Source organism: Ruminococcoides sp., from assembly GCF_057037865.1.
This window is the reverse complement of the sequence record NZ_DBLZMS010000007.1, coordinates 35454-60884: the sequence shown is the minus strand read 5'-3', so window position 1 is coordinate 60884 and position 25431 is coordinate 35454. Positions and strand designations below refer to the sequence as shown.

At 41.9% G+C, this 25431-nt stretch carries 21 protein-coding genes, 1 tRNA gene and 1 pseudogene; 15 read left to right on the top strand and 8 right to left on the bottom strand.

Translation table 11 applies throughout. The annotated features are described in order from the left end of the window. Positions 1-88 precede the first annotated feature (88 nt). From AC2HW8_RS07430 to AC2HW8_RS07410, 5 genes are all read right to left on the bottom strand, one after another. Complete coding sequence (locus AC2HW8_RS07430) at positions 89-763, bottom strand: acyltransferase (RefSeq protein ID WP_021884058.1); 675 nt, start codon at positions 761-763, stop codon at positions 89-91. A gap of 51 nt (positions 764-814) precedes the next feature. Continuing rightward, positions 815-1036: a hypothetical protein gene (locus tag AC2HW8_RS07425; protein WP_046433461.1), complete on the bottom strand. Its 222-nt coding sequence runs from the start codon at positions 1034-1036 to the stop codon at positions 815-817. Positions 1037-1040: 4 nt separating this feature from the next. Then, entirely contained in the window at positions 1041-1646 is a 606-nt protein-coding gene (locus AC2HW8_RS07420; protein ID WP_015524214.1) for a phosphatase PAP2 family protein, read from the bottom strand. Between the two features lie 68 nt (positions 1647-1714). Continuing rightward, positions 1715-2965 (bottom strand): GTPase HflX, encoded by a 1251-nt coding sequence (gene hflX / locus AC2HW8_RS07415; RefSeq protein WP_021884055.1) that lies wholly within the window; start codon positions 2963-2965, stop codon positions 1715-1717. A gap of 17 nt (positions 2966-2982) precedes the next feature. Continuing rightward, complete coding sequence (locus tag AC2HW8_RS07410; protein WP_015524216.1) at positions 2983-3582, bottom strand: sugar O-acetyltransferase; 600 nt, start codon at positions 3580-3582, stop codon at positions 2983-2985. 256 nt (positions 3583-3838) lie between these two features. Between AC2HW8_RS07410 and AC2HW8_RS07405 the strand changes: the two genes are divergently transcribed. From AC2HW8_RS07405 to mreB, 6 genes are all read left to right on the top strand, one after another. Beyond that, on the top strand, positions 3839-4033 hold the full coding sequence (locus AC2HW8_RS07405) for a hypothetical protein (protein ID WP_021884054.1): 195 nt from the start codon (positions 3839-3841) through the stop codon (positions 4031-4033). A 237-nt stretch (positions 4034-4270) separates the two neighbouring features. Continuing rightward, positions 4271-5596, top strand: coding sequence for a Mur ligase family protein (locus AC2HW8_RS07400; protein ID WP_046433453.1), 1326 nt, complete (start codon positions 4271-4273; stop codon positions 5594-5596). Between the two features lie 2 nt (positions 5597-5598). Next, on the top strand, positions 5599-6321 hold the full coding sequence (locus tag AC2HW8_RS07395) for a glutamine amidotransferase (protein ID WP_117979422.1): 723 nt from the start codon (positions 5599-5601) through the stop codon (positions 6319-6321). 6 nt (positions 6322-6327) lie between these two features. Beyond that, a complete protein-coding gene (gene recD2 / locus AC2HW8_RS07390; RefSeq protein ID WP_117971126.1) occupies positions 6328-8541 on the top strand; it encodes an SF1B family DNA helicase RecD2 in 2214 nt (737 codons plus the stop codon). Next, positions 8525-9187, top strand: a complete 663-nt coding sequence (locus AC2HW8_RS07385) for a ComF family protein (protein ID WP_484327360.1) — start codon at positions 8525-8527, stop codon at positions 9185-9187. Before recD2 ends, AC2HW8_RS07385 begins: the two co-directional genes overlap by 17 nt. Positions 9188-9203: 16 nt before the next feature. Continuing rightward, complete coding sequence (gene mreB, locus AC2HW8_RS07380) at positions 9204-10220, top strand: rod shape-determining protein (protein WP_015524221.1); 1017 nt, start codon at positions 9204-9206, stop codon at positions 10218-10220. 210 nt (positions 10221-10430) lie between these two features. On the opposite strand, the gene AC2HW8_RS07375 is transcribed toward mreB, so the two are convergent. Together AC2HW8_RS07375 and AC2HW8_RS07370 are read right to left on the bottom strand one after the other, a co-directional pair. Beyond that, positions 10431-11000, bottom strand: a complete 570-nt coding sequence (locus AC2HW8_RS07375) for a hypothetical protein (protein ID WP_484320602.1) — start codon at positions 10998-11000, stop codon at positions 10431-10433. A 174-nt stretch (positions 11001-11174) separates the two neighbouring features. Beyond that, the gene (locus tag AC2HW8_RS07370; protein WP_336300739.1) at positions 11175-14345 is read right to left on the bottom strand and encodes an alpha-amylase family glycosyl hydrolase; all 3171 of its coding nucleotides are present in this window, start codon (positions 14343-14345) and stop codon (positions 11175-11177) included. A gap of 557 nt (positions 14346-14902) precedes the next feature. Here AC2HW8_RS07370 and AC2HW8_RS07365 point away from each other — a divergent pair. The 9 genes and pseudogenes from AC2HW8_RS07365 to AC2HW8_RS07325 form a co-directional block, all read left to right on the top strand. Beyond that, positions 14903-15946: pseudogene (locus tag AC2HW8_RS07365) on the top strand (ABC transporter ATP-binding protein); the annotation flags it as partial. Between the two features lie 384 nt (positions 15947-16330). Continuing rightward, positions 16331-17122 (top strand): ABC transporter permease, encoded by a 792-nt coding sequence (locus AC2HW8_RS07360; protein ID WP_117524224.1) that lies wholly within the window; start codon positions 16331-16333, stop codon positions 17120-17122. Beyond that, positions 17122-17928, top strand: coding sequence for an ABC transporter permease (locus AC2HW8_RS07355; RefSeq protein ID WP_021884045.1), 807 nt, complete (start codon positions 17122-17124; stop codon positions 17926-17928). The genes AC2HW8_RS07360 and AC2HW8_RS07355 overlap by 1 nt, the downstream gene beginning before the upstream one ends. Positions 17929-17960: 32 nt before the next feature. Next, positions 17961-19049 (top strand): ABC transporter substrate-binding protein, encoded by a 1089-nt coding sequence (locus AC2HW8_RS07350; protein ID WP_484327359.1) that lies wholly within the window; start codon positions 17961-17963, stop codon positions 19047-19049. Positions 19050-19422: 373 nt separating this feature from the next. Further along, positions 19423-20244 (top strand): ABC transporter permease, encoded by an 822-nt coding sequence (locus AC2HW8_RS07345; RefSeq protein WP_021884043.1) that lies wholly within the window; start codon positions 19423-19425, stop codon positions 20242-20244. Positions 20245-20256: 12 nt separating this feature from the next. Next, on the top strand, positions 20257-21003 hold the full coding sequence (locus tag AC2HW8_RS07340; RefSeq protein WP_015524229.1) for an ABC transporter ATP-binding protein: 747 nt from the start codon (positions 20257-20259) through the stop codon (positions 21001-21003). A 71-nt stretch (positions 21004-21074) separates the two neighbouring features. Continuing rightward, the gene (locus AC2HW8_RS07335) at positions 21075-22169 is read left to right on the top strand and encodes an NAD-dependent epimerase/dehydratase family protein (protein WP_484327358.1); all 1095 of its coding nucleotides are present in this window, start codon (positions 21075-21077) and stop codon (positions 22167-22169) included. Continuing rightward, positions 22169-24046: a LicD family protein gene (locus AC2HW8_RS07330; protein WP_484327357.1), complete on the top strand. Its 1878-nt coding sequence runs from the start codon at positions 22169-22171 to the stop codon at positions 24044-24046. Before AC2HW8_RS07335 ends, AC2HW8_RS07330 begins: the two co-directional genes overlap by 1 nt. Positions 24047-24281: 235 nt before the next feature. After that, a tRNA-Leu gene (locus tag AC2HW8_RS07325) sits at positions 24282-24368 on the top strand. A 222-nt stretch (positions 24369-24590) separates the two neighbouring features. On the opposite strand, the gene AC2HW8_RS07320 is transcribed toward AC2HW8_RS07325, so the two are convergent. Then, complete coding sequence (locus AC2HW8_RS07320) at positions 24591-25430, bottom strand: peptidoglycan recognition protein family protein (protein ID WP_117912503.1); 840 nt, start codon at positions 25428-25430, stop codon at positions 24591-24593. Position 25431 lies beyond the last annotated feature (1 nt).

Genomic DNA, 25431 nt, shown 5'->3' with positions numbered 1-25431 from the left:
AAAAAACGCAAAAATTTAAAATCTGTTATTTTCCCTTTATCGCATAAAAACTACACAATAATTATGCTTGCCGACAAATGCATAAATATTATTCAATCTTTTCGGCAACCTCACCAAGACGCTTGTAGATGCTGTTTTCGGGAACATAACCTCTTACAAATGAAAGCGGATAGATGTTGGTGTTTCTGCCGATTACCGAACCGGGGTTAAGAACGCTGTTGCAACCTACCTCTACATGGTCACCGAGCATTGCGCCGAACTTTTTAACATTTGTGTCAACCTTATCGCCGTCGCAAAGAACAGTTACAAGGCTCTTGTCACTCTTGAGGTTTGATGTGATTACACCTGCACCTGTGTGTGACTTGTAGCCAAGAATACTGTCACCAATGTAGTTATAGTGCGGAGTCTGAACACCGTCAAAAAGAATTGAATTTTTAAGCTCTGTTGAGTTGCCTACAACTGCGCCCCTGCCGACAATTGCATTGCCTCTGATAAAAGCACACTGTCTGATTTCGGCATCTTCGCAGATAATGAGCGGTCCGCCGAGATATGCGGAGTCAAAAACCTTTGCACTTTTTGCAACCCACACATTTTCTCCCCTCTGCTCGTAGATTTCGGGATCAAGAGTTTTTCCGAGTTCAATGATAAATTCGCTGATTTTCGGAAGAGCCTCCCACGGATAATCAACGGTTTCAAGCAAGGGCTTTGCAATAGTCCTGCTGTAATCAAACAGATTTTTTGCCAATAATTTTTCGTTTTCCATTTTTAACATTTACTCCCAATATATATTATTCTTTTGAAGAATTTTACAGTTTTATACCTCAACAAAGAACAGCCAGTAACCGCTTGCGTCCTTTCCCGCAACAAACTCAACTCCTCCGCTTATGTACTTTGAAAATACATAGCTTTTGCCGTTCTGAGGATTTGTCACGGTGGCACAACTGCCCTCATGAATCCAATGCTCGTTGAAAACATTAATTCCCTTGATGAGAAAAGTCTCTTTTGAGGTTTTGCCGACAAATCTGTAATTTTTCATAAAATCAGCCTTCTTTAACCTTTTGCGGTGACAGCCTGTTGTCAAGACCTGTCTTTTTAAACACAAGTACAACGACAACGGCACAAATCACACCGAGTAACATTCCGCAGAGAACATCTGACGGATAATGAACATAGTTATAAAGTCTTGAGAATACAATCAAAAGCGCAAGTACAAGTGCAGGAATTCCGAATCGTTTGTCCTTGATGAGCATAACGGTTGCCGCCGCAAGTGACGAACAGCTGTGTCCCGACGGAAAGCTGCTGCCTGACGGAATGGCTATGTTAAGCCCAAAGTCGGGATTCAACTCAGACGGTCTTGCTGAATAATCGATATTCACCATAAACGGCCGTGGTCGGTTTATAAGATTTTTTATTCCGATTTCACCGACAAGAAATCCGATTGCCATTGCAACAAGCATCATAACTCCCATTGAGCGAGTTTTTTTAAAAATTATAAACACAATGCCGACTGCAATCCAGAAAAGTCCCATTTCACCCATATAGCTGAAAAAAGCCATAATCGGATCAAGAAAAGAGCATTTAAATGTGTTCTGAATAAATTCAAGAACCGAGGTGTCAAATGATTGAATCATATCAAAGAATGACATATCATTTTCCTTTCATAATATCATTATAACAACCAAAAAACAGAATGTCAAATTAAATAAATTTTAAGTCATTCACATTCATATTTTGCAAGTTTAGCATAAAGTGCTTCGTCAACAACAGCCTCAACCGAAAGTCCTTCGGCAACATATTCTTCATAAATGAGAGTGCCTTTGTTGCGGATTTCGTTTGCAAGACCTGCCTGAGCAAACGGCAGAAGAATTTTTACCCTTTTCATTCTGACGGGAAGATTGTTTTCAATTGCATTAAGAAGTTCGTCTATACCCGTGCCGTTCTTTGCGCTTATGCGAACACAGGCTTTAAAGTCCTGTGCAAGCATAGTTTCGTCAAGCAAATCACACTTGTTGAGAACGGTTATAATCGGTGTGTCACCGCAACCGAGGGATTCAAGCAAGTCGGTTGTAACCTGCATATGTGTTCTTGCCTCGTCACTTGATGCGTCGCATACATTTAGAATAATATCCGACTGTGCCGCCTCTTCAAGGGTTGAGCGGAATGCTTCAACAAGGTGGTGCGGAAGTCTACGAACAAGACCTACCGTGTCAATCATCATAACGGTTACACCGCTCGGAAGCTTCAACGCTCTTGAGGTGGGATCAAGCGTTGCAAAAAGCTTGTCCTGTGCAAGCACACCTGCGTCCGTAAGGCAGTTCATAAGAGTTGACTTGCCTGCGTTTGTGTACCCGACAATCGCACAGGTTATTACACCGTCCTTTTTTCTGCGTGAACGCAACATCTGACGATGCTTTTCAAGGTCGGAAAGCTCTTCTTTCAGGCTTTCAATTCTTCTGCGGATATGTCGTCTGTCGGTTTCGAGCTTTGTTTCACCCGGACCTCTTGTGCCGATACCGCCGCCGAGTCTTGACATTGCGATACCTTTGCCCGTAAGTCTTGGGAGCATATATTTAAGCTGTGCAAGCTCAACCTGAAGCTTACCCTCTTTTGACCTTGCTCTCTGGGCAAAAATATCGAGAATAAGCGTTGTTCGGTCAATTACTCTGACATCTGTTTCAGCCTCGATATTTTTAATCTGTGTCGGAGAAAGCTCGCTGTCGAACACAAGCAAATCTATCTCCTGCGATTCGCAGATTTCGGCAATCTCGGCAAGCTTGCCTGTGCCGACAAAAGTACCCTTTTCAATTTTTTGCAGATTCTGCGTTACCGATAAAACGGGATCTGCTCCCGCACTTTTTACAAGTTCAAAAAGTTCGTCAAGTGACGCCTGTGCGTCATATTCGCCCGTGTCAACGCTGACGAGCAATGCACGGGTAATTTTTTCTTCGTTACTTTTAAGCTCCATAAAATCCTCACTTGAAGTTATTTATTCATACTTTTGTCAAAACAGGTTTTCATATCCTCATCCGTGATTTTTCGGATAGGCTTGCACGGATTCCCCACGGCTACGCAGTCGGACGGAATATCCTTTACAACAACGCTTCCGCCGCCGATTACAACATTACTTCCGATTGTGACGCCCGGCATGACCTGAACTCCTCCGCCAATCCACACATTGTCGCCGACGGTAATCGGATAGGCATATTCAAAGCCTGCGTTTCTTCTCGGATAATCAACAGGATGACCTGCCGTGTAAAATCCGCAGTTTGGTGCAACAAAAACATTGTCGCCGAATTTCACCTTTGCACAGTCGAGAATCACCATATTGTGGTTTGAATAGAAATTCTCACCGAGTTCGATATTGTAGCCGTAGTCGCACCAGAACGGAGCGGTAATGTAGAAATTTTCCTTTGTACTGCCGACAATTTTCTTTATCAGAATTTTCTGAGTCTCTTCATCTTCAAACGGAAGATTGTTGTACTCTCTGCAAAGATTTTTAACCGAACAGCGTTCATTGCGAAGCTGTTTGTCGCCCATTGGATTATACATCTGCGAATTAAGCATTTTTTCTTTTTCAGTCATAATTTTCTCCGTTAATAAATCACATAACAAAATTTACATAACAACGCTTATTATATTATAATCTCACCTTCAATACAAGTAAATCCAAAAATTAATTTACTTTTCAACTGACAACAAAATTCAATTTTAAAATTCATAGGGAGGATAATGGGACAGCGGTCTTTTGTATAATATAGTTACATTGAAAATATCAATGGGATTTGCAGAAAAAACGATTAAATTATAAGATTCCGTTTTGATTTGAGGAGGAATTATTATGGAAGAAAAAAGAAAAACCGTCACATCAACCGAAGTAAAACGCAGATACAACCAAAAAGTTTACAGTCAAATTTCATTTTCCGCCCCAAAGGAACTTGTTGAGGAATTCAGAGGGATATGCAGAAATATCGGAATTTCACAGGCAAGTGTTTTCAAAAAGTTTATCGCCGATTTTGTAGAAAAGTACAGATAAAATCAAAACCACTCGTTGAACGGATGGTTGCACTCTGCAGAAAAGCCCGAAATTCAAGCTGACCGAATTTCGGGCTTTTTATTTTTGGATTTTAAAATTTTTTCAACCTGCTGTTTCAATTTGCAAAAAATTTTAAGAATATATATTCAAAGAAATAAAATTGTGGTATAATGATGAAGAATATATACAAGGTATGTAGAGGCAACACAGGTTGTCTTTAATTAAGGAAGTGGCAAAATGAAAAAACTATTTACTATTATTGTGTGCAAGGTTCTGAAATTTGTCGGAGGATTGCTCGGTAAGGGCAGCAGTCTGCCGGGACAGATTGCGCTTAAGCTCTGCCCCGATATTCTCGGACGAATTGAGCTGCCGAAATATATTGTTGCCGTAACAGGCAGTAACGGCAAGACATCTACCGTTGAGATGATTGCACATATTCTTTGTGAAAGCGGCAAAAAAGTTGCCTGGAACAAAGAGGGTTCTAACCAGATTGAGGGCGTTACAACTCTTATTCTCGGCAGTTGTACTCTTTCGGGCAAGGTTAAATCGGATATTCTTCTCATTGAAAGTGACGAACGCTTTGCAAAATATACCTTCAAATACATCACACCGACTCATTATGTTATCACAAACCTTTACCGTGACCAGCTCACACGAAACGGTCATCCGGAATGGGTTTACAATGCCGTAAAGGATAGTATTCATCCAGAAACTCAGCTTATTCTTAACGCCGATGATCCGCTTGTTTCGTGCTTTGGCTACGGCAGGGATAATGTTGTATGGTTCGGTGCAGGCAATCTTCCGACCGATACAAAGGAGTTTGTCGGTGTTTATAATGACGGTGCATATTGCCCTCACTGCAAATCTCCTATGACATATTCAAGCTATCACTACGACCACATAGGCAACTATGAATGCCCTAACTGCGGTCTTAAAAGACAGGATACAAGCTACACAGTTACATCTGCCGATCTTGAAAAAGGCGAAATTACAATCAACAATAAGTACAAGATTGAACTTACACTCAAATCGCTTTATAATGTTTACAATTTGCTTGCGGCATTTACCGTTGCATCAATCACAGGTGTTGACGGCAACACAATTGCAAAGAGCCTGAGCAATTATGTTCTTAAAAACTTCCGTGTTGTAACATTCACGCTCGGAAACAGAAAGGGTACGCTTGTTACATCAAAACATGAAAACAGCATTTCGTACAATCAGTCACTCAAGCTTGCCGCATCCGACAAGGATAAGTGCGATGTTTTGATTATTGTTGACGCAGTCAGCAGAAAGTATTTTACAAGCGATGTTTCATGGCTTTGGGACATCAACTTTGACCTTCTCAAAAGCGACAATGTAAAGAACATTGTGCTTGCAGGAACATATTGCAACGACCTTGCAACAAGATTTTCTTTCTCAAAAGTTGACAGAAACAAAATCAAGGTTATCAAGGACATTGAAGAAGCCGTTGATTATCTTGACAATGACCGCAAAGAAAAGATTTATGTAATTACCTGTTTCTCGGACAAGGGTAAATTTCTTGAAAAGGTAAAGGTGGACTGATTATGAAAATTCTTCATTTGTATCACGATATAATGAACCTGTACGGAGAATATGCCAATGTTTCTGCACTTGAAAGAATGCTTGAAAAGAGCGGTGTAAAATTTACAACCGACAGGCTTACCCTGTTTGACAATGCCGACCTGGGCGATTACGATTTTATCTACATCGGTTCTGGTACAGAAAAAAATCAGAAGCTTGTTTTGCAGGATTTTAAAAAGTACAAGGATTTTCTTGTTGAATACATCAACAGCGGCAAGGTGATTCTTATGACGGGCAACTCATTTGAAATGCTCGGAAAAACAATTACAGACTCTGACGGCAAGGTTTTTGACGGACTCGGAATTTATGATTTTACAGTTACCGAGCAGAACAAACGCAGAATTACAGGCGATATTGTTTATACATCTGACATTCTCACAAAACCGATTGTCGGCTTCGTAAACAAGTGCAGTGAAATTAAAGGTATTGAGAATCATCTTTTCACTGTTAAACACGGACTCGGTGACTACGAAAACGCAAAAGCGGAAGGTTTGAAGGACAAGAACCTTTTTGCTACTCATGTTACAGGTCCTATTATGATTAAAAATCCGCATTTTCTTGAATACATTGCTTTGCAGATTTCAAAAAATACGGATGGCTTCAAGCCGTGTACGGATTACCTTGACTACGAAAGAGCGGGCTACGAAATTACTCTCGGCGAACTCACAAAAAGATTTGAGGAGTAAGTTTTGATGAACAACGACAATCTTCTTCAGCTTGAGGGAGCAATTGAAAGCGTGGTTTTCCGAAACGATGAAAACGGCTACACGGTAATTGAGCTTGCTGACGGTGACGATTATTTGACCGCTGTCGGAATTATGCCACAGGTGTCGTCGGGTGATGTTGTAAAGCTTACCGGCAAATATACAAATCATCCGAGCTACGGCAGACAGTTTGCCGTGCAGATTTGCGAAATCAGCAGACCTACCGAGGCGGCTGATATTCTGCGTTATCTGTCATCCGGAGCTATCAAGGGAATCGGCACTCAGACCGCACAAAGGCTTGTAAAGGAATTTGGCGAGGCAACGCTTGATGTGCTTGAAAATCAGCCTGAAAGAGTTGCAATGCTGAAAGGAATTTCTTCGCAAAAAGCCGAGGATTTTTCAAAGCAGTTAAAGCAGAACACAGGCGTGCGAACACTCATGCTTTTTCTCGGCGAGTACGGAATTTCAAACACCGCATCGGTCAAAATTTTCAACGCTTACGGTCCGAGCTGTGTCGATTTAATCAAGAAAAATCCGTACATTCTCTGTCAGGGTGATTTTGGGGTATCGTTTGAGAGTGCGGATTTTATTGCTAAAAAAGAAAAATTAGAACCCGATTCAAATGTCCGTATGCGTGCAGGAATCGTACACATTCTTCATCACAACGAGCGAAACGGTCACACCTGTCTGCCAAAGGAAAAGCTGCTGAAGGTTTCAACCGATTTTCTCGGAATTGACGGTGAAAAGGTTTCGGAGTGCATGGAAGAAATGCTGTTTGACCGTTCGCTTATCGAGGATAAGATTGACGGCAAAAAATTTGTGTTTCCCCCCAATGTTCACCTCTGCGAAATGTACATAGCGTCAAGAATAAAAATGTTGCTTAAATTTCCGTCAGAGAAAATTAAAAACATTGACAAGGCGATTGAAAAATGTGAAAAAGAGGACGGAATCGAATATGCCGATTTGCAAAAGAAAGCAATCACTATGGCACTTACCGAGGGTATGCTTGTTCTGACGGGCGGCCCCGGTACAGGAAAAACGACAACCCTCAATGCTATAATAAAAATAATGAAAGCAAACGGCAAAACTGTTTTGCTTTCTGCCCCCACAGGCAGAGCTGCTCAACGAATGAGCGAGCTCACGGGCGATGAGGCAAAAACTCTGCACAGACTGCTTGAGGTCAGCTGGGATAAACATGACAACCCCGTTTTCAACAAGAACGAACGCAATCAGCTGAAATGCGACGCATTGATTGTTGACGAGGTTTCAATGGTAGACGCATTCATTATGGAAAGCGTTATGAGAGCGCTTTCCACAGGATGCAGACTTATTCTTGTAGGCGACTCCGACCAGCTCCCCTCCGTAGGTCCGGGTAATGTGCTCGGCGATCTTATCGAAAGCGGACTTATTCCCGTTGTACGGTTGAATGAAATTTTCCGTCAGGCACAGCAGAGTCTTATTGTCACAAACGCACATAAGATTGTGAACGGTGAAATACCCATTCTTAATTCCGCCGACAAGGACTTTTTCTTTCTTCAAAGAAACAATAAATCAGAAGTTTCAGCGGTAATAGCTGACCTTTGTGCAAATCGTCTGCCAAAGGCATACGGATATTCTCCGTTTGAAAACATTCAGGTGCTTGCTCCGTCCAAAAAAGGTGAACTCGGAACTGCCGAGCTTAACCACAAATTGCAGGCGGCGCTAAATCCGAAGGATGACGATAAGGCGGAAATCACAATCGGTTCAAAAACCTTTCGTACAGGCGACAAGGTTATGCAGATAAAAAACAACTATGATATTCGCTGGTTTCGTGAAAACGGCGAAACGGGCGAAGGAATTTTCAACGGTGACATAGGAATCATCACAAAGATTGACAGAAAGACAAAATCGCTTGTCGTTAAATTTTTTGACAAGATTGCAAGATACACCTTTGAATTTGCGGGCGACCTTGATTTTGCCTACGCAATCACGGTGCATAAAAGTCAGGGCAATGAATTTGACGCAGTTATTATACCGATGTTTTCGGGTCCTCCTCAGCTTTACTACAGAAATCTGCTCTACACCGCTGTTACAAGGGCGAAGAAAACGCTTGTGCTTGTCGGCAATCCGTCAACCGTTGAATATATGGTAAACAATAACCGCCGTACAAAACGGTACAGCGGTCTTAAAGAATTTTTACTGAGAGATGACACACTTTATTAAGAAAGTTTTCGGCACGATAAAAGGATTTTTCTTTACGGTTCGTTGTCCGTACTGCGGAAGGGTTATTGAACCGAACAAAAGCTGTTGTGACAAATGCAGAAAAGAATTTCCCGAAATGCCGCTTGTACGATATGCAACGGGAGGGTACATCTGCACCTCTCCTTTCCCCTATGACGGAATTTTCCGCAGGGCAGTTCTTAACTTTAAATTTCACAACTGCGGTGCATATGCCGAATTGCTTTCACACGAAATGGTTCGTTCAATAAAAGATGTTTACCGTGACAGGGAATTTGACCTTGTCACCTGTGTGCCGATGCACAAGGATACTCTCAGAAAGCGTGGATACAATCAGGCTGAGTTGCTTGCAAAGGAATGTGCAAGGATTCTCGGCATTGAGTATGCCGACCTGCTTGTCAAAACAAAGAAAAATAAAACCCAGCACAGCATAAAAGCGGCTGAAAGGGCAAAAAATGTTATAGGTGTTTACTCGCCGATTGACAAGAATTTAATCAAAGGCAAGCGAATACTGATTATTGACGACATTATTACAACAGGCAGTACGCTTGGCGAATGTGCAAGAATACTTAACAAGTGCAAATGCGGCGAGATTTGTTGCTGTACGCTTTGCACATCTCTGCTGATATAGCATTGGAGTGATTAAAATGGATATAGCTGTTGATCTCGGTTCTGACAGAACAAGAGTTTTTATTGAAAATAAAGGAATAGTGCTTGATGAGGCAAGCGTTGTTGCGTTTGATGTTGACACCTACGACATTGTCGGCGTCGGCAACGAGGCTTATAAGATGATTGGCAAAACGCCTGCAGGCATACGAGCAATGCACCCGATTGATGACGGTGTTATTTCACGCTCCGAACTTGTTGAGGATATGGTTTCAATTCTTATAAAAGAGGTCAGTCCGTCAAAGGTGACTATGCCGAGGGTTGTTGCATCAATCCCGAGTGAGGTTACCGAGGTTGAAAAAAGAGCTGTTGTAAACGCAGTAAGCTCAATCGGTGTTCGCAAGGTGTATCTTATTGAAGCACCAAAAGCGGCGGCAATGGGCTGTTCGCTCGACATAACAAGTCCTCACGGTATTCTGATTGCAGATGTCGGCAGCGGTACGGCAGATATTGCCGTGCTTTCTCTCGGCGGAATTTCGGTTTCCAAGTGCATAAAGTCGGCAGGCTGTGCAATGGACGAAGAAATCGTTAAATACATCAGAAAAGAGCATAACCTGATTATCGGCACAAACATGGCAGAGGCCTGCAAAAAGGCTGTTGGCTGTGTAAAAATTCCGAAAGAGCCTAAGCTTTTCAGAGTTAAAGGCAGAGATGCCGTAAGCGGTCTGCCCAAATTTATTGATGTTGGCTATGCCGAAATCAAGCCTGTAATCGAGGATATTGCGCTTAACATTATCAGGGCAATTAAAGATGTGCTTGAACAGACTCCGCCCGAGCTTGTCGGTGACATCTACACTGACGGTATAATTTTGACAGGCGGTCTTGCCAAGCTGACGGGATTTGCAAGGCTTCTCAGCGAATCCACAAAGCTGAAAGTAAGAGTTCACAAAGCCGCCGCTGACTGCGTTATCAACGGTTGCGGCAAGGCAATCGAATATATTGACCATCCCGAAAAAATACAGCCGGGTGCAGTCAATCCGCTTATAGAGGCATTTTAATTATAATTTTAAACATTTTATCCGCAGATTTTACCGTCTGCGGATTTTTTGTAACATGGTATTGTCAAATCCGAAAATATGATTTAACAGTTGTCTTTATCCCGTTTCAGCACCGTACTTTTTTCTTCTTTTTCACATAAAAAATCTCCCCTTAAAGCATTCCCTGAAAACCATGTTTTTCAAGAGTCTGCTTTAAGGGGATTATATCAGTTAACAATTGTTCTCCGTTTTTGTTTTATAGTTCATTATTCTTTCAAGAAATATCTGTACTTTTTCTTTGGCTATCTCTCCGCTGTTTTCAATTTCGGTATCGCCAATGTAAAACTTGTGTTCAGCGGATTTCTTCAAAATATCAAGCAATTTTTTCTGTTCATCCGCTTTGTTAATGAAAACAGACACGGCACAATCACAGGCTATGGAAAATTCTGCCGGTGTTTTTGAAGCAAGTGCGTCGTAAAACCTTTCTTTTACGCTTTCAAATTTATTTTCCGTGTCAGTCGGCAAAAGCTTTGTAATCATCTTCCAGGTATTCCACGCAAGAAAGCCGTTGCAGTTGTCAAGACCTTTGGCAACAAATTCAAAGAACGGATAGACAAGTTTCGGATTTACTTCGCAAATATACTCAAGAACCTGTTCCGCCCAGTGAGCATTTGCGTAATCATCGTCAAGAAAAATCTCAATAAGCAAAGGAACAGTCAGAATTTCTTTGCTTGCAAGCTGTGCGTAATATTCTTTTTCAAGCCTTTGTTCAAATTCCTGAAAAATCTGCTCTGTTTTCATAAATTCCCGTCCATAAATTCACTTAAATTTCGGTTTAATACTCCTAATATAATACTGTATATTACATTCTTTTTCAAGTAAAATCATATTAAAAGTAACATTCCCCCCGAATTTTATCGGAGGGAATGCTTTGCTGTTAGCAGAATATTAAGAAAAGGTTGTTCTGTAGTTCTGTTATTCTGAATAGCTTACCCAGACACCGCCGGACTTTGAACCCGGATTTGCACGGAAACAGTTCTTACCGTCAGCAACTGTCAAGTCGCTTGTCTGTGTTTTCCATGTTGATTCTGTGTCCTTAAAGAGGAAACAGTTTGAACCGGGGCTGAGCGGTGTGTCAAAATCGTAGTACCAGATATCTGTACCTGCAATCTTATTCATGTGAGCTGCTGCGTTGCCGAGTCCGCTCTCTGCCCAACCGTAGATATAAACATCAGTATAGTGTGCCTTTGAGTTATCAAAGTAAACTCTTGAAAGTGTGAATGCAGGCTTCTGCTCCGGAACATACGGAGCTGTTGAAACAGCTTCGTCATTGCTGAGTGTGATGCAGTTGTTTGTCTTTGAAACTGTTGCATTCCAGCAATTGTAAACATTACCGTCATCACCGCCTACAGGCTTTTCGTCAACCTCTGAAAGAGAACGATAAACGCTGACATTTGAAACTGTTGCAGGAACTTCAACTGTGTAAACATTCGGGTAAGCGTCTGTATCCTGCTCAAACTGATAGCTTACGCCTGTGTCAAGGTCATAAGCAAAGAGTGAAACACCGTCAGATGTCATCCAGCCAAGCTTAGTCTTGAAGTAAAGAGTGTATGTGTCAGCAGGCTTTGTTGTAGGCTGTGCAGTCGGCTTTACGGTTGTAGGCTCAGCGGTAGTCGGCTCAGGTGTTGTAGGCTGTTCTGCCTGATAAACATCACCCGTGCGGCCCCAGTCTTTGAGCTGAACAACGTACTTCTGAATCAATGTTGCGTCAACAACAGAGATTGTATTATCCCCATTAACATCAGCAAGAATCTGCTTGTCAGCCGAAAGTGTTTCAAGCTGAACGACATGTTTCTGAACGAGTGTAGCGTCAACGACTGTAATGTCACCGTCACCGTTTACATCACCGTAAACAGCATTGCCCGAAGGCTCTGTTGCGGGCTGTGCGGTTGTAGGCTGAGTTGACGGAACAGGCTTTGTTGTAGGTTCTGCTGCAGAACCCTTTGTAACATCAGTAGCCTCAATCTCAACCTTTGTAGGTGTAAGAGTTGTATCCTCCCATGTACCTGCCTTTGTAAGCGAGAATGCCTTTGATGAACCGTTGAGGCTGATAGGTGTACCTGTTCTGCCCGGATACTGCTCGCCGCCTTTTTCAGAGATGATTACTCTTGTGTTGGCTGAAGTTGAAAGGTCAAAATCCGACGCAGCCTGATTTTCATCATCCTCATCAGCTGAAATACTTGATGACTTCGGAACTTCGTAGTAATAGTAACCTGTTGCAGGATCAAGAGTCATTGCTTCGCCGGGCCAGTTTGCATTCTTGTAAACAGTACCCTTGTTTGTGGTTTCATCAAAGATGTAAACCTGGTAAGGTGCTGACCAGCCCTTCTTGTTAGCAGGGTTGAAGAATACATACACTCCCGATTCCTGAGCGGTACTCTTTGCGTACTTATAAACCACTGAAGAGGTCTTTACACCGTCGGTTGCCGTAACTGTGAGATTGATTGTTTCGCCCGGCTTATAATCTGAACCGATGCGGATTGATGTTGTACCCGTAAACTTAACAGGAGTTGAATCATCAAGACAGTAAGTACCCGATGTTGCGTTTTCAAGACTGAGTGTAAGGGTCATTGTGTCGCCCCTGAACGAACCGCTTTCAACAGAGTTTATTGCCTTCGGGGTTGTTGTACCGTTGTAAACAACAGCAACACCCGTGTTACCGATTGAACCCGTGAGAACGCCGTTTGCAACCGTAAACTCAGCACCTGAAACCGTATCCGTATATTTGCCGTCTGCAAGACCTGTGCCGGAAATACTTACGCTTGCGTTTGTACCTTTACAATTTGAAAGAACGATACCGCTTGTGCCTCTTGCAACATAAGCAATGTCGCCTGAAGAACCGAGCTTTTCAGACTGACCTACAAAAAGGTTGTGGAACTTGTTAATTTCGGAAACAGCTGTGCTCTTGTAAGTTGAATCCGTTGAAATGTTACCCATGAGAGCTGTTCCCGGACGGGCAAAGAAAAGTGCTGTTGAATCTTTTCTTGATGCAACGATTGCCCATGCCTTTACAACATTTTCATCCGAAACATCGGCAGTGTTTGAGAATCCCGATGAACCCGAGCTGCCCTCGTATGTATCGTGGCTTTCTGCCCAGAGAACTGCATTTGACGCTGCAACACCTGATTTGTATTTCGCATTGGTAGCTGTGCTTGCCTTACCCCTTGTGACATTGTAAAGCACTGCGTCGCCCGTTCTGTTGTCAGTAACATTGATATACTTGGTGTATGAGGAGTAGCTTCTGTCTGCACCGCAGTTGTTAAGAATTTCACCGTAGATGTAGAGGTCATCGCCTGTTTTCTGTGTGTAGTAAGAAGAAGCCGAGGTTGTTATATTTTTCCAGTAATCAGACGCATACTCGCCGTCATCCTCTGTTTCAATATGCTTTGCGGCATCAAAACGGAAACCGTCAACACCGCAGTCGATGCATTCCTTGAGGAGATTGATAATGTATCCCTGAACAGCAGTATCGTTTGTTACAAGGTCAGGACACTTTGAAACATGACCCTGAACAACTGCCTGAACCGAACTGTCGTTTGCATCGCCTTTGTACGTACGGGTGTAGGTTTTTCTTTTCTTATAGAACTCAGGCTCATATTTTTTAACCTGATTGCTCACAGTCTCCGGCCTAGCTTCATCGGCATTTGCAATATGGTTTGAAACGATATCGCAGATGATTTTGATGCCGTATTTGTCAGCCTCATCACAAAGTGATTTAAGATCGTCCTTTGTGCCGAGCCATGACTCCTCTGCAATATGGAAGCTGATCGGCTGATAAAGCTTCCACCACTGACCTGTTACATCGCCTGAGGTTGAGTAGTCCTTTGGCTGCTGAACGGGAGAAGTCTGAACTGTTGTGTATCCTGCCGCTGCAATTGCGGGAAGGTTTTCTTTGATTGTATTGTAAGACCAGTTGAATGCGTGGAGCATAACACCGTCGCCGACCTTATCACGAAGGGTACTGTCGGCAGATGCAGTCTGTGCGGAATCAACCTCGGCAGCATTTACGGAGGTAATTGCCGCAAAAGAAGATGTCAGAAGCGCAGACGCAACAACAAGACTTGCAATCTTTTTTGCTTTCTTCATAGGGAAAACATCCTTTCATAAAATTCTCGATTTCATTATAACAAATTTCACCAAAAAAGTACATACTTTATGTTACAAATTCGAGGGCTGTTTTTTGTGCAGATTACACGGTTGTAAAAATTTTTTAACAATAATTTTGCACCAAAAAGCATTATATTTAACCTTTTCTGACTCTGTATGAACTTTACTTCTTTAAAAGAATATTAGTAATGCAAATTTGATTTTCTTTTTACACGATATTGATTGACATTTTTGTGCATTTAGAATATAATCAAAGAGCAGTTGTCCCCTGATGCTTATGTGACGGGTGACATTTCGGAAAATTTAAATTGTATTGCGTGCAATCGCTTTTAAGCGGTTAATAAGGATTTTGTGTAAAGAAAAAGGACGGGGCGACACAGCCGTCTTATTTTTCTGTTCAAAAATTCTGAGCATCATGGTTATGTCTTTGCAGAAACGGCAGAGCGGACTGTGTTCGCCTGCATTTTTCAGGCTGACACAATCCGCTTTATTTTTTACAGATTTTACTGTTATCACAACGGAACAGGGGTGCATAAATGGAACAGACATCAAAGAAAACAATAGTTTCACTCAAGGATATTTTCATCAAATTTGACGGTGAGGTAATTCTTAACCACATCAACCTTGATATAAATGAAAAGGAATTTGTAACTATTCTCGGTCCGTCAGGCTGCGGTAAAACCACAACCCTGCGCATCATCGGCGGTTTTGTTGAACCCGACAGCGGCGATGTCATTTTCGGTGGCAAAAGAATTAACGGAACTCCTCCGAATAAAAGAAATGTAAACACGGTATTCCAGAAATATTCTTTGTTTCCCCACCTCAATGTTTTTGATAATGTGGCTTTCGGACTCAAGCTTAAAAAGATGCCGAAAGATGAAATAAAAAAGCGTGTAACCGATATGCTTGCAACCGTTGACCTCAAGGGTTATGAAAAGCGTTCCGTTGCAAAGCTTTCGGGCGGTCAGCAGCAGCGTGTTGCAATTGCAAGAGCGCTTGTGTGCGATCCCGAAATCATTCTGCTTGACGAGCCTCTCGGTGCTCTTGATCTTAAACTGCGTAAGAGTATGCAGCTTGAGCTTAAGGAGATTCAGCAGAAAACTCAGAAAACATTTATATATGTTACTCACGATCAGGAAGAGGCTCTGACCATGAGCGACCGTGTTGTTGTTATGAACAACGGTGTAATCGAGCAGATTGGTTCTCCCGAGGATATATACAACGAGCCTGTGAACGCATTTGTTGCAGACTTTATCGGTGAGGCAAATATTCTCAACGGAATTATGCTTGATGACTGCAGAATTCAAATTCTCGGCAAAGAGCTTGAATGTGTTGACAAAGGATTCGGCAGGAATACTCCTGTTGATGTTGTCATCCGTCCCGAGGATATTGAAGTTACCTCTCCCGAGGACGGTCAGCTTGTCGGAACTGTTGAGAACACAACCTTCAAGGGCGTTCACTATGAGATGAGCGTAAGATGCGGAAAGTGTGAAATTCTTATCCACTCCACCGAATCGGCTGAAATCGGAAGCAAAATCGGTATGAGGGTTATCCCGTTCAACATTCAGATTATGAACAAGCTTCTTCCGTTTTACGATAATGTTATTGAGACAACCGTTACATACGCAAATCAGAATGACAATTCCTTTGAATTTGAGCTTGAGGGCGAAACCGTTACCGTTCCCGATAAATACTATGAAGAAGGTACAAAGCTAAAAATCACTCTGCCGCCCGACGCTCTTTCGCTTGCAGGCGACGGCGTGGGCGATTTAAAGGATTTGTACATTGAATCCGTAGTTTACAAGGGTGAACACAACGAAATCATTCTTGAATCGGACGAAAGAAAGTGGCTTATGCTCAGCGATACGGACGAGCAGGTTGCAACCTATGTTCCGCTTTCATTCAACTTTTCAAAGGCTCGGTTTGAGGTAATCTCAGAGTTTTCGGAAAAGGAGGGCTGATAAATGAAATCACGCAAGCCCTCTATTCCCTACATAATCTGGATGGTTGTTTTCACAATGATTCCGATTATTATGATCGGCTTTACCGCCTTTACCGACAAGAACGGTAATTTTTCGTTTCAGGCATTTACAAATGCGTTTTACTACACAAACATTTTTGTAAAATCACTTTGGATTGCGCTTATTTCAACGGCAATCTGTCTTGTACTTGCATATCCGCTTGCATACCTTCTCACGAGAATGAAAGAATCAACCCAGAACACGCTCATTATGTTGCTTATGATTCCTATGTGGATGAACTTTCTGCTAAGAATCTACGCATGGGTAACGCTTTTGCAGGACAACGGTCCGATTGATATGATGCTCTCGCTTTTGGGTATTCATTCAACCTACATCGGCAACACGGGTGCGGTAATTCTCGGAATGGTGTATGAATATCTTCCGTTTATGGTTCTGCCGATTTACACCGTTATGAGCAAGATTGACAACGGTCTTATTGAGGCGGCGCAGGATCTCGGTTCAAACAACTTTACCGTATTTAGAAAGGTTGTCGCACCGCTCAGCGTTCCCGGAATTATTTCGGGTGTGACAATGGTATTTGTTCCGAGTGCAAGCACATTCCTGGTTGCACAGTATCTCGGCGGTCCGGATGACATTATGATTGGTGATGTCATTGAAAAAATATTCTGGACAGACCAAAACACGGGTTCGGCAATTTCATTGATACTAATGATTTTTATTTTCGTGTTCCTGATAATCATGAACTTGTTCGGTGATGAGGAGGCGATTGCATAATGAAAAAGAAAACAGGTATTCTTTCAAAAATTTACATTGCAATCCTGCTTATTTTCCTTTATTCGCCCATTGCCGTACTTATCTTCTATTCCTTCAACAACGGAAAAACTACCGTCTGGAAAGGATTTACATTCAAATGGTATGTACAGCTTTTTCGTGACGACAATATTATGAACGCATTGTGGAACACTGTTATTATTGCCGTTCTTGCATCTGTTTTTGCAACAATCCTCGGAACTGCCGCCGCAATCGGCATCAGCAATTTCAAGGGCAAAAAAAGAATGCTTATTCAGAATGCGTCAAACATTCCGATCATCAGCCCTGACATAGTAATGGGTGTTTCTCTCATGCTTTTGTTTACGACTCTCGGAGTTATCTTTAACTTTGAAATGGGATTTTTCACGGTTTTAATTTCGCACATATGCTTTTGTGTTCCGTTTGTTGTGCTTAATGTTATGCCGAGAATCAAACGAATGGATCAGAGCATTTACGATGCCGCCCTTGACCTTGGCTGTAACCAATGGCAGGCATTTTACAAGGTAATTATTCACGAGCTTATGCCGGGTATTTTCTCGGGTCTGCTCATGAGTTTTACATATTCTCTTGACGATTTCATCATAACATATTTCACAAGAGGTGCAAAATTCCAGAACCTCTCTATTGAAATTTACTCGATGACTCACAGGAGAATTTCACCGAAAATCAACGCTCTTTCCGCACTGCTTTTCCTTGCTGTACTCATTGTTATGGTTATTATTAATCTGCGTGACAGACACGAAGAAAAGGTGCAGAAAAAGAGAACTTGATTTTAAAAATTTTATTAAAGGGAGATTGAGAAATGAAAAGAATCATCAGCATTGTCCTTGCATCTGCAATGACGGCAACATGTGCGGCTTGCCTTTCAGGCTGTGGCGGAAGCGCTTCGGCTGACTCAGCTGACGCAGGAGAAGTTAATGTTTACAACTGGGGCGAGTACATTTCAAACGGCGAAGATGACTCACTCGACATTATCAAGGAGTTTGAAAAACGCACCAACATCAAGGTAAACTACACAACCTATGAAACCAACGAAGAGCTTTACAATATGCTGAAAAACAGTAATGTAAGCTATGATGTTGTCATTCCGTCCGAATATATGATCAGCAGAATGATTGATGAGGATATGCTGTTGGAGCTTAACTTTGACAATATTCCTAACTACGACAATCTTATGGATCGTTTCAAAAAGCTTGCCTGCGATCCCGAAGGTAAATATACCGTATGCTACAGCTGGGGCGTAACAGGTATGGTTTATGACAAAACAAAGGTTAAAACAAAGCCCGATTCATGGGACGCACTTTGGAACAAAGACCTTTCAGGTCAGATTCTTATGTTTAACAACAGCCGTGATGCAATGGCAATTGCAATGCAGCTTGAGGGCATTAATCCTGCTAACTGCACCAAGGAAGATGTTGACAAAGCCGCCGCTAAACTTAAAGAGCAGAAGCCTCTCCTTAAAAAATATGTAATGGATCAGGTATTTACTGAAATGGAAAACAGCCAGTCGGCAATTGCTCCGTACTACGCAGGCGACATTATGACAATGATTGATAACAACGAGGATCTTGACTACGCAATGCCAAAGGACGGCTCAAACCTTTTCTATGACGCAATGTGTATTCCGAAATGCAGTAAAAACAAGGAAAATGCAGAGAAGTTCATCAACTTTATGCAGGATCCTGAAATTGCCGCCGCAAACTTTGAATATCTCAACTATGCAACACCCAATCAGGTGGCATATGACGATTACATTGATGAAGACGCAAAGAAAAACGAATTCATCTTCCCGAGTGACGAGTATCTTGACAAATGCTATGTATTTGCAAATGTTTCCGATGAGGTTTATTCCTATATGCAGGAACAGTTTGTAAAAATCCAGGCAGACTGATAAGCAATAAAATTAATCCCGAGCAAAGCTTTTAAAGGCTCTGTTCGGGATTTTAATTTTGGTGAATTTTTAAAATCAATCATCCCCCATTTATACAGCCTTTAAATTTTATGTTATCTGAAAAGTATTATTCCTTATTTTTAAGGGTTTCCGTGACAGGTTGTCATATTAGCTCTGCGAACACTCAAAATACACAGAATTAACGGGGATTCGCTCAATCTTACAAATAGATTTCAATTGCCTTGTTTTGATTGACAAATTAGGAAAAAGTAATATAATATATACTGTTAAAGAGTGCATAATACATTTTTCGATTTTATTCACTTGCAGGCGGGCGCCTGTGCATCACAAAAGAGATAGGATGGTATAATAATTGTTTACAATTTTAAAAGAACATCGTGGCTTCGGAAAGCAGATTTTGCTCCTTGCCAAAAACGAACTTATTAAAACTTACAAAGGCGCCGTAATCGGTCCTCTTTGGGCTGTTGTTAAGCCTGCGTTTACAATTTTTGTTTACTGGTTCGCTTTTTCCTGCGGTATCAAACAGCTTAAAACACTTCACCTTGACATCGGCGGAGCACAGCCTTTTTCCATTGACTTCTTTACTTTTATGTTCATCGGTATCATTCCGTGGTTCTTTATTCAGGACAGCATAACGCAGGGTGCAAAGGAACTGAGAATCAACCGTCAATTTATTACAAAGGTTAAGTTCCCCGTTTCGACAATCCTTACTTATACAGAGGTTTCAAGGCTTTTTGTTCACCTGATTCTTATGGCATTTATGTACGCATATGTACTTTTCACAATCGGACCGAGCTGGTACAATCTGCAATTTTTCCTGTACTGTCCGTTGATGTTTATCTTCTTCCTTGCACTCACATGGTCAACAGCCCCGATGTCTGCGTTCAGTAAGGACTTTGAAAGCCTGATTGTTTCCGTTATGTCAGGTATTTTCTGGTTATCCGGTATTATGTACAACTCCTACGGCTTTGATTCGCCGTTTCTCAACAAGCTCATGCTTATCAATCCGATTAACTTTTTCGTAAACGGCTACCGCAACTGTTTCCTCTACAACAGACCGTTCTATGCAAACAAAACGGAATGTCTTGTGTTTGCAATTGAATTTGTTGTAATTTTCGCCCTTGGTATTTTCAACTACAACAGACTCAGGAAAAAACTTCCTGATGTACTTTAAGGAGGTAATATTATGGCTGAAACAAAAGTATCCGATCCGATTATTACCTTTAAAAATGTCAGCAAAACCTACACACTCTACAAAGATGACAAGGCAAGATTCAAGGCTCTTTTCTTTAAGCCGAGAAATGCAAAAACGAACAAGGCGCTTAACAATGTTTCAATGGTAATCAATCGTGGCGAATCGGTTGGTATTGTCGGCGACAACGGTGCAGGCAAGTCAACTCTGCTCAAGATGATTACGGGCGTTGCATTTCCCGACGAAGGCGAAATCACCGTTGACGGCAAGGTTGCCGCATTGCTTGAACTCACTGCAGGCTTTTCCATGGAAATGACAGGCAGGGAAAACATTTATCTGAAGGGTTATGTTCTCGGTCTTGAGGACAGCTACATTAAGCAGATCGAGGAGAAAATCATCGACTTTGCAGAGCTTGGAGATTACATTGACCAGCCTGTAAGAACATACTCAAGCGGTATGAAAATGCGTCTTGGTTTTGCTATCAATGTCAACATTGAACCCGATGTTCTTGTTGTTGATGAGGCGCTCTCGGTCGGTGACGCAACTTTCAAAAAGAAGTGTAAAAATAAAATTAAAGAGATTATCGAAAGCGGTGTAACCGTACTTTATGTAAGTCACAATGCCGCTTCGGTTAAAGAAATCTGCGCGCGTTCAATCTTCCTGAAAAAAGGAACTGTTATGTTTGACGGACCGACAGATGAAACCCTCAGAGTTTATGAGGAATCAAAAAAGAAAAAATAATTCCGTTTCGGAATAAAGCAAAAGCTCCACAATTGCGGAGCTTTTCTGATTTATCTGAGAGGTAAACCCATATGGACTGTACCGTAAAAGGCAATCTGCCCTCCGAAATTTTTGAGGACATTAAAAAAATTGCAGACAACAGGATAAATTTTCAACAGTTAAAAAACAAGACTGTTTTCGTGTCGGACTGTCACGGACTTATTGCATATTACATTATATGCACATTGCTTGAGGACAATGATTTTTTTGAAAACAACGCAAGGGTAATCACCCTTGCAAAAAGCCGTGAAGATGCCGAAAAGCAGTTCGGCAACCTTACTCTCCGCAAAGATTTTGTTGTTGAAATCGGAGAGTCAAAGAACTTTCCGGAGATTGAAAGAGCCGACTTTGTAATATACTGCAACTGCCCGTGTGAGGTTGCAGAGGAAGATTGCAGTAATCCCGAAATTGCGGATACAATCACTTCGGGCTTTGCAAATGTGCTTGAATATGCAAAAGAGTCAAATGCCGAATCGGTTCTGCTCGTATCTTCATATATGGTTTACGGGGAGGTTTTCAGCGGTAAAAATAACATTTGCGAAAACGACCTCGGCTATCTTGATCCGACCGATGCCGACAGTGCATACGCACAAAGTATGCGTTCAGCCGAAACACTTGCTGTTTGCTATGCTGAAAAGTTCGGTATGAATGTAAAAATCGCCCGTCCCTGCCCCACACTCGGAGGTGTCAGAATGAGCGATGAAAGAAAATGGGCAAAGCTGATTGTCAGTGCGGCAAAAAATCAGAGCATTATGCTTACAGATAACGGTGGCGAAAAGTTCAGCTTTTGCTATGTGACGGACACGGTTTCTGCATTGATTGATATTTTGCTTAACGGAAAAAGCGGTGAGGCATACAACATTTCAAACGATAACGCAAATGTGACAATGCGGGAATTTGCACAGCTTGTAAAATCGGCAAATCCCGAAAAGAATCTCTCCGTAGTGTTCGTTCACAGAAAAGACGAAGAAGAACCCGAATTTTCTCCGTCATCCCCCACACCGTATGTTTTGTGCAACGATAAAATAAAATCACTCGGCTTTAGTCCGAAAACCACGCTTAAAGACGGAATAAAACGCAGTATAAGAGCAACAGAACTGCGTGCAGAATTGCGAAGGATAAAGTAATGCGTATTAAAGATTTTTTAAACGAATTTGAGGCCGACAGGGCGGCATTGCCCGGAGTTGAAAAAGAAACTCTTGCAAAGCTCAGGAACAAAACAATTGTCATCTCGGGCGGTGAACTTGCAAGGTGTCTTTGCTATGCCCTTCTGTACAATAACGAGGCTAAAAGGCTCGGAATAAAAGTTATCCTTCTCGGCAAATCACGCAACGCAATGGCATCATACCACAGCGAACTCTTGTTAAGAGATGATTTTGATTTTGTTGATTATAATTCCGCATCAGAAGTTTCAAGTGCCGACTATGTAATTACAACAGGAATCTGCGGTGAACATACAGACAACAACCCACAGATCATGATTGACGGCATTGCAGAGATAAATGCCTGTGCCAAAATTGCAAAAGCCACAGGCGCAAGGGTTGTAGTTGTGAACGACAGCAGAATTTACGGCAAAGCCAAACCGCACAGAGTTTATTCCGAAAACGAGTACGCAGAACTTGACGCAACCTCTCCCTCATCGCTTGCAGGTCAGCTTATGAGAACGAGAGAAACCACCTTGCACTCGGTTTTGAAGAACAGCGAATCAACCGTTACAACGCTCAGAACTGGCATAATTTTGGGAGCGTCAAGCAACTTTACAAGCGTGCTTGATCCTGTTTTTGACGATATAGCCAACCGCCGTGACACAGTTGTTCCGGCAACAAGGGATCGCTGCACCTTTGTTTATATCAACGATGTTTTAAAGGCGATTGTTTTCGCAATGACAAATCTTGAAGAAAACGCAGTTTATAATGTCGGCGGCAAAAACTGCAACGCATCGCTGATTATGATTGCGGCTGTTCTCAACGATATTTACGGCAGTCGCTGTACAATTGAGTCGGGCGATTTTACGGAGCTTGACGGCTGTGCAATTAATTCAAACAAGATTTCCGTAAACGAATGCACTCCCGACATTGACCTTGAAACCATGCTGAAAATCTGCATAATGGACAAGATGAAGTCCGAAAAGGTTCTGCGTATCCCCCACTCACACGAGCGCAGACTTGATTCAATTCACGAAATTCAGCTTGCATTTCTGCTTGAAACCGACAGAATTTGCCGAAAGCACAACATAAAATATTTTCTCGGTGGAGGAACTCTTCTCGGTGCAATCCGTCACAAAGGATTCATTCCGTGGGATGATGATGCCGATATTATGATGTTGCGTGAAGATTTTGACCGCTTTTGCGAGATTGCGCCAAAGGAACTTCCGAGCAATATGACTTTTCAATCATACCATACGGACAAGGCTTGTTTCTATGAATTTGCCAAGGTCAGACTTGACGACACTTTCTTTGCAACCGACTTTGCAAAAGACCATCACGCAATGCACAACGGAATTGCGTTTGATATTTTCTGTCATGATAACACAGCCAATTCAGCAATCGGACGAAAAATTCATATGGCTGTGACTCTGTTCACAAGAGCGCTAGTGTTCAATAAATGGAACAATCGCAAGGCTGAAAACGGCAGTAGAATCCAGAGCATTGTAACAAATTTCTGCAAGAAAATATTTCCGCTCAGATTCAGTATGTGGCTTGAAGTCCGTACTTTAAAATTCTTTATAAACAAAAAGAACGCAAAATATCTCTATGACGGAATGGGCAGAAATATTTATAACGGTGCTTTTCCAAAGGAATATCTTGACGATGTTGCTTATGCCGACTTTGAGGGTTACAAGTTTCCCGTGCCAAAGGAATATGACAAGTACCTTACTTTCCTCTACGGCGACTATATGGAGCTTGCACCGCTGTCAACAAGAATGGGTTGCCACGAAATTGCCCTCTGCGACATTGGAAAATATGACGGTTTCAAAATCCGCAAACCCGATTCTGAAAAATAATCAGCGTAAAACAGACCGATAAAATAAATGTGACTTGACACTTACCTGTCGGTCTGCTATAATAATATAGCACATTTTGAGTACTGTTGCGGAATCAGCCGAAAAGTAAGATTTATCTGAAAGTAAGCTCCGCCTCGGTTTCCCCACCGTGTAAAAATCAAGGGAATTTAAATTGATTATACAAAAGTTGACACAATCATTTTCAACTTTCCATTTTCAATTTTCAATTTAATAAGCAGGTATGGCGGAATTGGCAGACGCGCATGGTTCAGGTCCATGTGAAAGCAATTTCATGCAGGTTCAAGTCCTGTTACCTGCACCATAGCTTTTTACCCCGGTAAATACGATATTTACTGGGGTTTTGCTATACTTAAATCACTCTAAAACACGGAAAAATACATATCGTAGCTAACACACAGCTAACAAGTAGCTAACAAATCTACAAATGACAAAACTCCCCTCACTCGCTTTTTACGGCGGATGAGGGGATTTTTTTTGCAATCATGTGTTTGTCAAGACATTAAGAATGTCCTTTAGGTTTTAATTAGCCGAGTGCCTTTTTTGCGTTGGCAATTTTGTTGTCCTTAGCCCTGATACCATCGTTGATAAGATGATAGATAGCATTGATTGTTTTCTCGCCAACAATACCGTCAACTGTAACTTTACCTGCTCTCTGTGCCTCTTTAACGGCTTTAAGTGTGCCGTCACCGAAGCCGTTCGAGTTATCAACCTTTGTTTTAATAACTTTCATATTGTAAAGAGTAATTAACTGCTTTTTGAATGCAAGTGTTGCTGTGTTGTGTGAACCGTATTTAATCATTTCCTCATTCTCCTTATTTGATGTTTTACCGCCGAGCTGTGCAGTTACTTCGTCTGCAAGATTGCCAAGCCTGTTATAGAGCCAGTCGCCCGGACAAGATTTATTCGCAAACCACCTATGTACAGTCAATACCATTTCATTTGACTTTGGTGAATAATTTAGCGTCTTGCTTTCATTACCAAACCAAAGCAGTTTAGTCTTGCCATTACGCTTGCAGATGTCAACGCATAGTGTAATAAGTTTGTTGTACACTTTACTGTTCATTGTGTACGGAGCTACCGTGTCGCTTGCACATTCGATTGTGACTGCTCTCTGGTCATTGGCATTGCTTGATGAACACCAAGAGCGATTGCCCTCATCTACACAAAGCAACACTCTGCCGTCATAGCCGATTCCGTAGTTACAGCTTGCCTCACAGGCTGTATTCATAAAGATGTTGCCGAGGGTTTCGACACTGCACTGACCTACAACGCAATGCGGAGTAATGCGGTCAATACTGTGTGTGCGTTTACCACTGTGGTTTGGGCTTAATTTTGTGTAATTAACAAGTTTTGAATTACTCATA

Coding starts and splice junctions, on each gene's coding strand:
- AC2HW8_RS07430 (WP_021884058.1), bottom strand. CDS start 763: ATGGAAAACGAAAAATTATTGGCAAAAAATCTGTTTGATTACAGCAGG.
- AC2HW8_RS07425 (WP_046433461.1), bottom strand. CDS start 1,036: ATGAAAAATTACAGATTTGTCGGCAAAACCTCAAAAGAGACTTTTCTC.
- AC2HW8_RS07420 (WP_015524214.1), bottom strand. CDS start 1,646: ATGTCATTCTTTGATATGATTCAATCATTTGACACCTCGGTTCTTGAA.
- hflX (WP_021884055.1), bottom strand. CDS start 2,965: ATGGAGCTTAAAAGTAACGAAGAAAAAATTACCCGTGCATTGCTCGTC.
- AC2HW8_RS07410 (WP_015524216.1), bottom strand. CDS start 3,582: ATGACTGAAAAAGAAAAAATGCTTAATTCGCAGATGTATAATCCAATG.
- AC2HW8_RS07405 (WP_021884054.1), top strand. CDS start 3,839: ATGGAAGAAAAAAGAAAAACCGTCACATCAACCGAAGTAAAACGCAGA.
- AC2HW8_RS07400 (WP_046433453.1), top strand. CDS start 4,271: ATGAAAAAACTATTTACTATTATTGTGTGCAAGGTTCTGAAATTTGTC.
- AC2HW8_RS07395 (WP_117979422.1), top strand. CDS start 5,599: ATGAAAATTCTTCATTTGTATCACGATATAATGAACCTGTACGGAGAA.
- recD2 (WP_117971126.1), top strand. CDS start 6,328: ATGAACAACGACAATCTTCTTCAGCTTGAGGGAGCAATTGAAAGCGTG.
- AC2HW8_RS07385 (WP_484327360.1), top strand. CDS start 8,525: ATGACACACTTTATTAAGAAAGTTTTCGGCACGATAAAAGGATTTTTC.
- mreB (WP_015524221.1), top strand. CDS start 9,204: ATGGATATAGCTGTTGATCTCGGTTCTGACAGAACAAGAGTTTTTATT.
- AC2HW8_RS07375 (WP_484320602.1), bottom strand. CDS start 11,000: ATGAAAACAGAGCAGATTTTTCAGGAATTTGAACAAAGGCTTGAAAAA.
- AC2HW8_RS07370 (WP_336300739.1), bottom strand. CDS start 14,345: ATGAAGAAAGCAAAAAAGATTGCAAGTCTTGTTGTTGCGTCTGCGCTT.
- AC2HW8_RS07360 (WP_117524224.1), top strand. CDS start 16,331: ATGAAATCACGCAAGCCCTCTATTCCCTACATAATCTGGATGGTTGTT.
- AC2HW8_RS07355 (WP_021884045.1), top strand. CDS start 17,122: ATGAAAAAGAAAACAGGTATTCTTTCAAAAATTTACATTGCAATCCTG.
- AC2HW8_RS07350 (WP_484327359.1), top strand. CDS start 17,961: ATGAAAAGAATCATCAGCATTGTCCTTGCATCTGCAATGACGGCAACA.
- AC2HW8_RS07340 (WP_015524229.1), top strand. CDS start 20,257: ATGGCTGAAACAAAAGTATCCGATCCGATTATTACCTTTAAAAATGTC.
- AC2HW8_RS07335 (WP_484327358.1), top strand. CDS start 21,075: ATGGACTGTACCGTAAAAGGCAATCTGCCCTCCGAAATTTTTGAGGAC.
- AC2HW8_RS07330 (WP_484327357.1), top strand. CDS start 22,169: ATGCGTATTAAAGATTTTTTAAACGAATTTGAGGCCGACAGGGCGGCA.
- AC2HW8_RS07320 (WP_117912503.1), bottom strand. CDS start 25,430: ATGAGTAATTCAAAACTTGTTAATTACACAAAATTAAGCCCAAACCAC.